At 45.4% G+C, this 12,632-nt stretch carries 10 protein-coding genes; 3 read left to right on the top strand and 7 right to left on the bottom strand.

Annotated elements, in window-relative coordinates:
- Position 1 precedes the first annotated feature (1 nt).
- Positions 2-2,050, bottom strand: a complete 2,049-nt coding sequence (locus CLIN57ABFB40_RS02075) for a dipeptidyl-peptidase 3 family protein (RefSeq protein ID WP_175628673.1) — start codon at positions 2,048-2,050, stop codon at positions 2-4.
- Positions 2,051-2,145: 95 nt separating this feature from the next.
- On the bottom strand, positions 2,146-2,610 hold the full coding sequence (locus CLIN57ABFB40_RS02070; protein WP_167966763.1) for a helix-turn-helix domain-containing protein: 465 nt from the start codon (positions 2,608-2,610) through the stop codon (positions 2,146-2,148).
- Between the two features lie 269 nt (positions 2,611-2,879).
- Between CLIN57ABFB40_RS02070 and recQ the strand changes: the two genes are divergently transcribed.
- Positions 2,880-4,688 (top strand): DNA helicase RecQ, encoded by a 1,809-nt coding sequence (gene recQ, locus CLIN57ABFB40_RS02065; protein ID WP_175628672.1) that lies wholly within the window; start codon positions 2,880-2,882, stop codon positions 4,686-4,688.
- 10 nt (positions 4,689-4,698) lie between these two features.
- Here the strand turns inward: recQ and CLIN57ABFB40_RS02060 are convergent, their stop codons facing one another.
- Together CLIN57ABFB40_RS02060 and cysK are read right to left on the bottom strand one after the other, a co-directional pair.
- Positions 4,699-5,517 (bottom strand): tetratricopeptide repeat protein, encoded by an 819-nt coding sequence (locus CLIN57ABFB40_RS02060; RefSeq protein ID WP_175628671.1) that lies wholly within the window; start codon positions 5,515-5,517, stop codon positions 4,699-4,701.
- Between the two features lie 24 nt (positions 5,518-5,541).
- On the bottom strand, positions 5,542-6,492 hold the full coding sequence (cysK, locus tag CLIN57ABFB40_RS02055) for a cysteine synthase A (protein ID WP_175628670.1): 951 nt from the start codon (positions 6,490-6,492) through the stop codon (positions 5,542-5,544).
- A gap of 130 nt (positions 6,493-6,622) precedes the next feature.
- On the opposite strand from cysK, the gene CLIN57ABFB40_RS02050 reads away from it, so the two are divergent.
- Together CLIN57ABFB40_RS02050 and CLIN57ABFB40_RS02045 are read left to right on the top strand one after the other, a co-directional pair.
- Positions 6,623-8,458, top strand: a complete 1,836-nt coding sequence (locus CLIN57ABFB40_RS02050; RefSeq protein WP_175628669.1) for an LTA synthase family protein — start codon at positions 6,623-6,625, stop codon at positions 8,456-8,458.
- Positions 8,459-8,554: 96 nt separating this feature from the next.
- On the top strand, positions 8,555-9,244 hold the full coding sequence (locus tag CLIN57ABFB40_RS02045) for a phosphatase PAP2 family protein (protein WP_175630321.1): 690 nt from the start codon (positions 8,555-8,557) through the stop codon (positions 9,242-9,244).
- A gap of 94 nt (positions 9,245-9,338) precedes the next feature.
- Here the strand turns inward: CLIN57ABFB40_RS02045 and leuB are convergent, their stop codons facing one another.
- The 3 genes from leuB to leuD all read right to left on the bottom strand — a co-directional run bounded on the left by leuB (position 9,339) and on the right by leuD (position 12,617).
- Complete coding sequence (gene leuB, locus CLIN57ABFB40_RS02040; RefSeq protein WP_175628668.1) at positions 9,339-10,400, bottom strand: 3-isopropylmalate dehydrogenase; 1,062 nt, start codon at positions 10,398-10,400, stop codon at positions 9,339-9,341.
- An 88-nt stretch (positions 10,401-10,488) separates the two neighbouring features.
- Positions 10,489-12,039 (bottom strand): alpha-isopropylmalate synthase regulatory domain-containing protein, encoded by a 1,551-nt coding sequence (locus CLIN57ABFB40_RS02035; protein ID WP_175628667.1) that lies wholly within the window; start codon positions 12,037-12,039, stop codon positions 10,489-10,491.
- Complete coding sequence (leuD, locus tag CLIN57ABFB40_RS02030; protein WP_175628666.1) at positions 12,021-12,617, bottom strand: 3-isopropylmalate dehydratase small subunit; 597 nt, start codon at positions 12,615-12,617, stop codon at positions 12,021-12,023. Before leuD ends, CLIN57ABFB40_RS02035 begins: the two co-directional genes overlap by 19 nt.
- Positions 12,618-12,632 lie beyond the last annotated feature (15 nt).

Genomic DNA, 12,632 nt, shown 5'->3' with positions numbered 1-12,632 from the left:
ATTAGTTGTTTACCGAAGGAAGCGGAGAATAATCCTTGCTGTAACGCAGCATTTGTTCCACATAACCTTCGTCATAAGCTACCGTGACATCGGTAATGTTTCCATTTTCGTCTGTCACCAATTCATATTTCGGATTTACAAAGCCTTTATACGGAGCCAGGTTCAGTTTCTTATAACGCTCCAATATTTCTGCATGCAAAGTCGGGTCTACCTTTACTGCGTAGTTTTCTACCAATGAACGGGCAGCTTCGAAATCGCCTGTCGACTTGATACGCTGAATTTCGGCCAGCAATTCACCGAACAGTTCACGTACTTTCTCATAGTCATTGATAACGACATATGTCTTTCCGTCTTTCTTCACCAGTTCCACAACTTTATCAGCTGCCCCTTTTTCGAATACCCAACGGGCGATTAACTGGCGGTTACGCATATGAGCTTCTTCCACCGTGTTTCCCGGTTCGATACGTACCAACTGCGTCATCAGACCGTTCATCAGATACGTATAATACTGAGCCTTGTAAGCTTCGGGAGAAGAGAGAAGCTTCAGTTCCACCAGTTTCGGGTCAGCTACGTAATACAAACCAAACAAGTCGGCACGCGCTTCTTCAATTGTAGAGCCGTAAGCTTTCAATGCGTCAGGGTCTACCCCCGGAAGCAACTTACCTGAACCGTGTCCCAAACATTCGTGCAGGTCAGTGTGCAGTTCATCCGTCAGGTCAGCATAAGTATCAATCAATAGCCTTTCCGCATCGCTATAAACAAACTCTTCATTGAATCCGTTTCCATGAGCCGCCTTGTTATAGGCATCCGTGATATTGCCGATAGTCACCGACTTGGAACCGTGATGCGCACGAATCCAATTGGCATTCGGCAGATTGATACCGATAGCGGTTGCCGGATAGAGATCACCCGCAAGGATAGCAGCGGTGATAACTTTCGCCGATACCCCCTTCACTTCGTCTTTCTTGAAAGCCTTGTCCACCGGCGAATGGTCCTCGAACCACTGCGCGTTACTGCTGATAATCTCCGTACGGTGCGTAGACTCTATATCCTTGAAGTTCACCAATGACTCCCAGCTAGCTTTCATTCCTAGCGGGTCGCCATAACTTTCCGTGAATCCATTCACAAAGTCGATTCGTGAATCCAAGTCTTTCACCCAAAGGATGGCATATTCGTCGAAATCTTTCAAACTGCCGGTTTCATAGAACCGGATCAGTTTGGCGATAACCGCTTTCTGCGCATCGTTCTCCGCTACCCCTTCCGCTTTCTTCAACCAATAAACGATTTTCTCGATAGCCTGCGTATAGAGTCCGCCTACCTTCCATGTTTTTTCCTGCAACTTGCCGTTCTCTTTTACCAAACGGCTGTTCAAACCATACGAGACCGGAGTTTCATCTTTCGGGTCTTTCATCTCATTATAGAAACTTTCCGCTTCCTTCTGCGTCACCCCGTCGTAGTAATTGCAAGCGGAAGTCAGTACAAGATCCTCGCCATCTGCCTGGTTCACTCGTTTCGGCATGACAGCCGGATCAAAGATAACCGGGAAGAGTTCGTCGCAAAGCTGCCCGGCAGTCTGTCCTTCTGCCAATGGAAGTTGTTTGGCATCAAGCCCGAGCACAGCCTGCTTCAAGAAATCCTGCGAGAAACCGGGTACAAATTTCTCCGTGCCATAATGATGATGAATACCATTGGAGAACCATACCCTTTTCAAGTACACTTCCATGTTCTTGAAATCAGGAGTTGTCTTGTCTCCCTGATAGTTCGTATATACCGCTTCGAGCATCCGACGAATTCTCAAATTATATTTTCCATTCTGGTCAAACAGAATATCCCTTCCTTCCAGAGCAGCCTCTGTCAGGTAATAAACCAGTTCTTTCTGCTTCAGCGTCAGTTCCTCAAAGCCGGGGACTTTATAACGCAAAATCTGTAAGTCTGCAAATTGTTCCACTGTATAATCAAATTTATCTGCCTCGGCAGTTGTTGTTTTGGCTCCGCCGCACGATGTCAGAATCGTGGCGGCTACCGCCATTGAAATAAGATGTTTATTCATAATGCTAGTGTTGATTAATTAAAACAAGAAAAGGAATCATCTCCAAAATCTTTCATTTAGAGGTAATTCCTTTCGATTAATCTCGGTATGCGCAATTACTTTTTGTTTTCCAAATGTTTTTTGCGGTATCCGTTAGGAGTCTCACCTACGTTTTTGTAAAATGCAGCGTAAAAAGATTGACGATTTGCAAAGCCAACCATAGCGCTAATCTCTTCCACATTTTTGTCGGCATAACGCTTATCCGTCAATAAATGCAAAGCATCTTTTACTCTGTATTCATTCAACAGGCAAGAATAGTTCATGCCGAAACGTGAGTTCACTACTGCAGAAAGATAACGAGTATTCGTCTTAAGCTCTTTTGCCAAGTCTTTCGCTGAATAGTCAGCATCTTTGTACTTCTTCTGTACAACGATAATATTCAGAATCTTGTCATACAACTCGTCTGCCAATTCCGGTCTGATTAAAGACCTGTATGCAGCCTTCTTTTCTTTCTTTTCCCTCAAATTGTAGGGACGTTTTTTCGGAGTTTCTTCCGATTTTTTGTTCTCTAAATCACTCATTGAATTAACTGGTTAGGGTTTGTTCATTTATTAATAATTGCATATTTGCAACGTTACATGTTACAAATGTCTTACTTTTTTTTTAAACACACAATTATTTTGTGCATTTTTTTTCTAATAAAACAATCAAAAACCTTGAAAAAGAGGGAATAAGCTCGAATAATAAGAAACTTTAACCTTTTTATATTTCATCTCGGAAACTGAAATCTACACATTGCGGGAATTGCGAAAGAAAAACGTACCTTTGCAGCAAATTAAAACAAGCGTCCATGAGAGAAACTCTAAAGAAATATTTCGGATACGACAGTTTCCGTCCCCTGCAAGAAGACATCATCCGCCACATCCTCCATAAGAAGGATGCACTAGTGCTAATGCCTACTGGCGGGGGAAAGTCCATCTGCTACCAGCTTCCCGCCTTACTTAGTGAGGGCACTGCCGTTGTAGTATCCCCGTTGATTTCATTAATGAAAGACCAGGTGGAGGCATTGTTGGCAAACGGAATTGCTGCCGGAGCGTTGAACAGCAGTAATGACGAAACAGAAAACGCCAACCTGCGCCGTGCCTGCATTGAAGGAAGGTTGAAGCTGCTTTACATTTCACCGGAGAAATTGCTGGCGGAGAAAGACTATTTATTGCGAGATATGCATATTTCCCTGTTCGCTATTGATGAAGCCCATTGTATTTCGCAATGGGGACACGATTTTCGCCCGGAATATACTCAAATAAGAGTTCTCCGCCAACAATTTCCACAAGTGCCGATCATCGCTTTGACTGCCACCGCAGATAAAATTACCCGCGGAGACATCATTCGCCAACTTCATCTTGTCGAACCCCGTACTTTTATATCCTCTTTCGACCGTCCCAATATCAGCCTGACGGTAAAGCGCGGATTCCAGGCAAAGGAAAAGAACAAAGCTATCCTTGAATTTATCCGCCGCCATGAGGGAACAAGTGGGATTATTTACTGCATGAGCCGTAACAAGACGGAGGCAGTGGCTCAGATGTTGCAGAAGCAGGGGATTCGTTGCGGGGTTTATCATGCCGGATTGTCTACGCAGCAAAGGGACGAGACGCAGGACGATTTTATCAATGACCGGATTCAGGTAGTATGCGCCACGATTGCTTTCGGCATGGGTATTGACAAGTCGAATGTCCGTTGGGTAATCCACTACAACCTGCCTAAAAGTATAGAAAGTTTTTATCAGGAGATAGGACGTGCCGGACGTGACGGTTTGCCGAGTGACACTGTATTGTTTTATTCTTTAGGTGATTTGATATTGCTGACCAAGTTTGCTACGGAGAGTAACCAGCAGAGCATCAATATTGAAAAGCTACAACGTATGCAGCAGTATGCGGAAGCGGATATTTGCCGGAGAAGAATCCTGCTGAGTTATTTCGGAGAAACAACTACCGAAGACTGCGGCAACTGCGATGTCTGTAAAAATCCCCCTCAACGGTTTGACGGCACGGTCATTGTACAAAAAGCATTAAGTGCCATCGCACGTGCGGAACAACAAATCAGCACAGGCGTATTGATTGATATTCTTCGTGGAAACTACTCCGTGGAAGTGACCGGAAAAGGATACCAGGAACTCAAAACTTTTGGTGCCGGACGCGACATTCCACCTCGTGACTGGCAGGATTATCTGCTCCAGATGCTCCAACTCGGTTATTTCGAGATTGCTTATAATGAGAATAACCATCTCAAGATAACATCAAGCGGAAGCGATATTCTCTTCGGAAGGGCACAAGCTACATTGGCAGTTATCCACCACGAGGAAGCAGCTACCCGAAAAGGGAAAAAGAAGAAAGTAGTTATCGTCAAAGAGCTTCCTTTCGGTGCGACAGGCGGCGAAAGCGAGGATTTGTTCGAAGCATTGCGCGGGTTGAGAAAACAGCTTGCCGACCAGGAAGCGCTACCTGCCTATATTGTTTTGTCGGACAAGGTTTTACACTTGCTCAGTATTTCACGCCCTACCACTATTGAAGAGTTTGGAGAAATCAGTGGTATCGGAGAATATAAAAAGAGGAAATACGGAAAGGATTTCGTTAAGCTGATAAAGCAGTTTGTGGAATAAAAGAATAACATCACTTGCATTGCCGAAGTTGTTCATGCAAATCCGCAGGCGGTACTCCCAAAGATATGGCCTTCTCAAAGTCCGTTTTAGCCAGTGCCTTCTTCTTTTGAGCCAGATAGATATTTCCGCGCAACAGATAAGCATCCGCTGATGACGCATCCAACCGTATAGCTTCTTCCAAATCCACCAATGCCAAGTCATCGTGTTTCATCTCGCGCTCCACATCGGCACGGGCAATGTAAAGCATTGCATCGTCAGGGCTTCCCACAATCATCTTGTTCAGAATTTCAAGAGCTTCCCGGAACTTCCCTTCTTTCTGCTCCAAAGTAGCCAGCCCGAGACAGCCGCTATAACTCTGAGGGTCAATCTCCAACAAACGGTTATAATCTATCCGTGCAGCCGGATAATCCCTGCGTATCACATAAATATAAGCACGCATCAGCAACGCTTCCTTATTCTTTTTATCCTCGTCGAGCACCTGGCAGTAATCCGTATAAGCACGATCCGTCTTTCCCATCTCCATATAAATGGCAGCACGGTCGAGCAGAATAGGAACTGCCAACGGAGCAAAGTTCAGTGCAAAAGAATAAGATTCGAGTGCCTTGTCAAACTCTCCCAACCGACGTTGCACCAAGCCCAGATTAGAAAAAAGCAACGCATTCTTCGCATTCTTCGGTTCCATCTTCAAGGCTTTAATCAAAAGCTCTTCGGCTTGAGGAAGACTATCGTTCTCAATACATTCGATTGCTCTTTCAGACAACTGCTGATAAGTCTGCGCACAGATGGCAACCGGAAAACAAAAGAGTAATGCTATAATAATTCTTACCATATAGTTCGGGATATAATTAATGAATCAATCCAACGGATACGCGTCAAATGCAAATAATTCGGTAGACAGATAACGCTCTCCCGTATCAGGTAACAACGCTACGATTTTTTTGTTCTTAAATTCCGGACGCTGCGCCAACTGACGCGCTGCATACACCGCCGCACCCGAAGAAATTCCCGCTAGCAACCCTTCCGTAGCCGACAATTCACGTCCTGCGCGAATCGCTTCATCATCGGGCACACCAATCACTTCATCCACCACAGATGCATCATACAACTTCGGAATAAAGTTTGCCCCTATTCCCTGAATACGATGCGGAGCTGCCTGTCCGCCTTCCAATATAGGAGACGCTGCCGGTTCCACCGCTACTATATAAACATTCGAATTATGCTTCTTCAATGCACGCGCCACACCGCAAATCGTTCCGCCCGTACCTACTCCGGCAACGAAAACCGCCACTTCACCGTCCGTATCCCGCCATATCTCTTCACCTGTCGTACGCTCATGAACAGCAGCATTGGCAGGATTCTCAAACTGTTGCAGAATCACCGAACCGGGAATACTGTCGCGCAACTCCTCCGCTTTGGCAATGGAAGCAGCCATCCCGCCCAGTCCGTCCGTCAATACAATTTCCGCACCGAGCGCTTTCAACAGATTCCGCCGTTCCAGACTCATCGTCTCAGGCATGGTCAATATCAGATGATACCCTTTGATGGTAGCCACCATCGCCAGTCCGACACCCGTATTTCCACTTGTCGGTTCAATAATTGTTGCGCCGGATTTCAATACTCCGCGTGCTTCCGCATCTTCAATCATCGAAAGAGCCACCCTGTCTTTCACACTTCCCGCCGGGTTAAAAGACTCCAGTTTGGCAATAATATTTTGTTCAAGACCATACTTTTCGCTATAACCGGAAAGTTCCATCAAAGGGGTATTCCCCACTAAATCTGTTAGTTTCTTTGCAATCTTTGCCATTTCACTACTTCATTTTTGTCACATATCGGCAAAGATATGGAAAAAAAGGTATGTTTTACATCACATCATAAGAAAGATAATGAAAAGTATAGTAACTTTGTATCCGTTCAATCTTTTTAAGTTTACAGATATGAAAAAGAGAATCATACAATTTCTCACGACCTATTTTTTATTTGTCCTTCTGTTTGTTCTTCAAAAACCTATCTTCATGGTTTACTACCATGAACTATATAATGATGTGTCCTTCGGCAACTATTTCAGCGTCATGTGGCACGGCCTTCCTCTGGATTTATCCCTCGCAGGTTATCTCACAGCCATTCCGGGACTGATACTCATAGCTTCTGCCTGGACGCAATCATCCATTCTCCGGCGTATCCGGCAAGTCTACTTCGGTTTAATAGCCTTCGTCATGGCGTGTATCTTTATCATCGACTTGGGATTATACGGCTTTTGGGGATTCCGCCTGGACGCCACCCCCATTTTCTACTTCTTTTCTTCGCCCAAAGACGCTATGGCAAGTGTCAACTTTGGGTTTGTCCTGCTAGGCATACTGGCAATGCTCATCTATGCCTCCCTCTTATACTGCATATTCTATATGGTACTTATCCGTGAAAGAAAACCGTTGAAAATACCTTACCGGCGACAAAATGTCTCTCTCGCGCTTCTATTGCTGACAGCCGCCCTCTTTATCCCTATCCGCGGCGGTTTCACCGTATCGACCATGAACTTGAGCAAAGTATATTTCAGCCAAGACCAGCGGATGAACCATGCTGCTATCAATCCGGCATTCAGCTTTATGTACTCTGCTACCCATCAGACTAACTTCGACAAGCAATACCGCTTCATGGATCCGAAAGTGGCGGACGAGTTATTTGCGGAAATGCTCGACAAACCTGTCGCAGCAACAGACAGCATCCCACAATTATTGAACACCCAACGCCCGAATATCGTCTTTATCATTCTCGAAAGTTTCTCCACACACTTGATGGAAACATTCGGCGGGCAGCCCAACGTGGCGGTCAATATGGATAAATTCGCAAAAGAAGGCATCTTATTCAGTAATTTCTACGCCAACAGTTTCCGAACCGACCGCGGACTGGCATCTATCATCAGCGCTTATCCCGGACAGCCGAGCACCAGTATCATGAAGTATCCCGAAAAGACAGACAAACTTCCCTCTATCCCGCGCAGTCTGAAAAACGCCGGATATAGCCTGGATTATTACTACGGCGGAGACGCTGATTTTACCAATATGCGCTCTTATCTCATATCTTCCGGTATCGAAAAGATTGTTTGCGATAAAGATTTCCCGCTATCCGAACGTACAGGCAAATGGGGAGCACATGACCATGTCCTGTTCCAACGTCTGCTGAAAGATATGAAGGAAGAGAAACAAAAAGAGCCTTTCCTGAAATTTGTTCAGACTTCAAGCAGCCACGAACCATTTAAAGTTCCGTTTCACCGACTGGATGATAAAGGACTCAACGCCTTCGCATACGCTGATAGTTGCGTAGGCGACTTCATCAAACAATACAAGGAACTTCCACAGTGGAAAAACACTGTGTTTGTACTCGTTCCGGATCATCAAGGAGTTTATCCCTATCCGATAGAAAACCCATTGGACGGACAGACTATCCCGCTTATCCTGCTCGGTGGAGCAATCAAAGAACCTCGTGTCATAGATACCTATGCTTCGCAAATTGATATTGCCGCCACCCTGCTCTCCCAACTGGGATTGCCACACGATGAATTTACTTTCAGTAAGGATATCATGAATCCGGCATCTCCACATTTCGGATACTTCACCCGCCCGAACTTCTTCGGTATGGTGACCCCCGAAAACCAACTGGTATATAATCTGGATGCCAATACCGTACAGCTTGACGAAGGCACGGAAAAAGGAGCGAACCTCGAAAAAGGAAAAGCGTTCCTGCAAAAGCTCTACGATGACCTTGCAAAACGCTAGAGACAGGGAATAACAGAAGATTTATAAGGTTATATAAGACAATTTCCTATTCTTTATTGTATATTTGCGACGTCAAAAATTTAACAATAAAGCATGATGGTAAACACCGACCTCATAAAATACCTGTCAGAGATAGATACAAATATCTTCCTGTCTTTCAATGGTATCCACTCCCCTTTTTGGGATTACTTTATGACTTCTTTTACAGGAAAGATAATCTGGGTGCCTATGTACGCTACCATCCTGTATATCTTACTAAAAAACTTTCACTGGAAAGCAGTGCTGTGTTATGTGGTAGCCATTGCCCTTACCATCACCTTTGCCGACCAGATATGCAGCAGCCTTATCCGGCCGGTTGTAGCACGCCTGCGTCCCGCCAACCTCGAAAATCCGATTGTCGATATGGTATATATCGTAAATGGATACCGCGGCGGAAGCTACGGTTTCCCATCCTGCCATGCCGCCAATTCATTCGGACTTGCCCTGTATGTGATATGTACGTTCCGCAAACGCTGGCTAAGTCTTTTTATCATAGCATGGGCTGTACTCAATTGCTATACCCGCATTTATCTGGGGGTACACTATCCCGGAGATTTACTTGTCGGCGGTATCATCGGCGGATTCGGCGGATGGATGTTCAGTACTATTGCTCATAAAGCAGCCGTTTATTTAGAGCCATCCACTCGCATGAGAAGAAATGAAATCAAGCAAACATCAGTCACTATTTATACAGGATTGCTGACGGTGCTCGGAATCCTTATCTATTCCACGATTAAAAGTTGGTAAAACAGAAAAATATATTAATAAAAAAGCCTGGCACCGTTTCCGATGCCAGGCTTTTTGTTTTGCTTTATGAGACTTTCTCGATTACCAAAAATTATCAAGCCTTTTTAATATAGTCAACAATCCACTGCCCTACTTCTTTCGTACCGTATTTGGCACCACCGGCAACCTGGATTTCCGGCGTACGCACATTCTCATCCAAAGAAGCGTCTACCGCTTTACGAATCAACGCCCCCTCTTCTTTCAGGTCGAAATACTCGAACAGCATAGCTACGGAAAGAATCTGTGCCAACGGATTAGCAATGTTCAATCCTTTGGCCTGCGGCCATGAGCCGTGAATAGGTTCAAATACCGGAGTGCTCTCACCGGTAGAAGCAGACGGAAGCAATCCCATAGAACCGCTGATTACCGAACCTTCGTCCGTCAGAATATCCCCGAATGTATTTTCAGTAACCATCACATCGAAGAATGCCGGTTCCTGAACCATCTTCATGGCAGCATTGTCCACAAACATATAGTCAGTCGTTACTTCCGGATAGTTGGGAGCCATTTCCTGCGCAATCTGACGCCACAGACGTGAAGAAGCAAGCACATTCGCCTTATCTACCACTGTCAAGTGTTTTCTGCGCTTCATTGCATATTCGAAAGCCACTTTCAGGATGCGTTCGATTTCAGGACGGGTATAGTAGTTGGTATCATAAGCTTTGTCATTATCCTGATACTTTTCACCGAAATACATACCACCGGTCAATTCGCGGATGCAGATGAAATCAGCGTTCTCCACCAGTTCCGCACGCAATGGAGATTTGTGAATCAGGCATTTGAATGTCTGTACAGGACGGATATTGGCGAAAAGTCCCAGTTTCTTACGCATAGCCAGCAGACCTTGTTCGGGACGTACTTTAGCAGTAGGGTCATTGTCAAATTTCGGGTCACCTACGGCAGAGAACAATACAGCGTCCGCATCCTTACACACCTGATAAGTTGCTTCTGGGAACGGATCACCCACTTTATCTATCGCGTCGGCGCCACAGATGGCATAATCGTAATTCACTTTGTGACCAAACTTCTCGCAAACGGCACTCATCACCTCTACACCTTGCACAGAGATTTCCGGTCCGATACCGTCGCCTGCTAATACAGCAATTTTAAAATCCATGTTATTTAATGTTTAGTTTATTAGTGATTAGTGATTAACCAAAGACCGTAGTACAATTCGCTCCCCGTTAACCATTAATCGTTAATCATTAATCGTTATTTTTCTCATATTCGTCTTCTATGAGATTGAGCATCTTCATAGTAGCTTTGATGGCAGCCTCCGTCTGGTCGGCATCCAGTCCACGGGTACGGAACACCTGTTCATCGTAACTCCATGTGATTACCGTCTGCACAAACGCATCCGTACGCCCACCGGGCGGGATTGTCACCGCATAATTGGTCAGCATCGGGAACTTGCGTCCCAGCGTCACCTTATATATCTTACGCAATGCACGAACGAAAGCATCATACTGACCGTCTCCACCCGAACTTTCTTCGTATTCTTTTCCGTTTATTTCTATCTTCAACGTTGCCATCGGCTTCAAACCATGGGCAAGATTCACGAAATAACTCTTCAGTTTAACCTTCTCGCCTATCGAACCATGCTTCAGCACATCGGAAACAATATATGGCAAATCTTCCTGAGTCACCAGTTCTTTCTTGTCTCCCAATTCGATAATACGTTCCGTCACCTTGCGCATAGAGTCTTCGTCCAGTTGCAGCCCGAGGTCTTCGAGGTTCTTGCGGATATTCGCCTTGCCGCTTGTCTTTCCCAACGCATATTCACGTTTCCGCCCGAACCGTTCGGGAAGCAGGTCATTGCAATACAGGTTATTTTTATTGTCGCCGTCGGCATGCACGCCTGCCACTTGCGTAAATACATTCTCACCTACAATCGGCTTATTGGCAGGTATCATGATACCCGAATACGACTCCACCACCCGGCTGACATCGTTCAAGCGGCTTTCGTCGATATTGGTCACCGCATTGAAATGGTCTTTCAGAATAGCCTGCACGCTTGCGAGAGGAGCATTGCCCGCCCGTTCGCCCAGTCCGTTGATGGTAGTATGCAATCCTTTGACACCGCTCAATACCGCTGCCAGCACATTACTCACCGCCAAATCATAGTCATTGTGTGCATGGAAATCGAAATGAGTATGTGGATAACGCTTCTTCATCTTCCGCATATACTCTATTACTTGCAACGGATTCAAGATTCCCAGAGTATCGGGCAACATGAAACGCTTGATACTCGTATCTTTCAATCCATCCATCAACTGGAACACATATTCGGGAGAATCCTTTATGCCGTTGCTCCAGTCCTCCAGATAAACATTGACAGTGATATCCTGTTCGTCGGCATAGTGCACCACGTCAATGACATCTGCCAGATGCTCTGCCAGAGTCTTTTTCAGTTGCTGTGTACAATGTTTCAGCGAACCTTTGCAAAGAAGATTGATCACACGGCAGCCAGTACGCTGTATCCAGTCCACTGAAGTATGACCGTCTACAAATCCCAGCACTTCCACCTTGTGAAGCAGATTGCGCCGGGCCGCCCAGTCACAAATCATCTTCACGGCTTTAAACTCGCCCTCCGATACTCGTGCCGAAGCAACCTCCACCCGGTCTACTTTCAAATCTTCCAATAGTAAACGGGCGATCATTAGTTTCTCATGAGGCACAAAAGATACTCCGCTGGTCTGTTCACCATCACGGAGCGTCGTGTCCATGATTTCTATTTTCACGCCTTCTTTTCCCATTCTTCTATTTTGTCTTTATTGCTCAGCAGAAAATCTATATCGTCCAATCCATTCATCAGACAATGTTTCTTGTAAGCATTGATTTCGAAATGTTCACTTTTACCTGTCGCCTTGTTGGTGATGGTCTGTTCGGGAAGGTTCACTTCCACTTCCATCTTCGGGTCCGCTTCAATCGAATCGAACAATTCCTGCAGAAAACCTTCGGTAACAACCACCGGAAGCACAAAGTTGTTCAACTCGTTATTCTTATGAATATCGGCAAAGAAACTGGAAACCACCACACGGAAACCATATCCGGCAATCGCCCAGGCTGCATGTTCACGGCTCGAACCGGAACCGAAGTTCTTTCCTGCCACCAACACCTGTCCGCCATAAGTAGGATTGTTCAACACAAAATCCTTATTCAGGCTACCGTCGGCATTGTAACGCCAGTCACGAAAAAGGTTATCACCGAAGAATTTCTCTTCACGGGTGGTCGCTTTCAGGAAACGTGCCGGAATAATCTGGTCAGTATCTACATTTTCTAAGGGAAGGGGTACACAAGTACTTGTTATTATATTAAATTTAGTCTTAGCCATCTTGATATTTACTAT

This window comes from Bacteroides acidifaciens, from assembly GCF_903181435.1.
In the GTDB taxonomy this organism is placed as follows: domain Bacteria; phylum Bacteroidota; class Bacteroidia; order Bacteroidales; family Bacteroidaceae; genus Bacteroides.
Note: the sequence above shows the minus strand (reverse complement) of the source record. Positions and strands in the feature narration are given on the sequence as shown.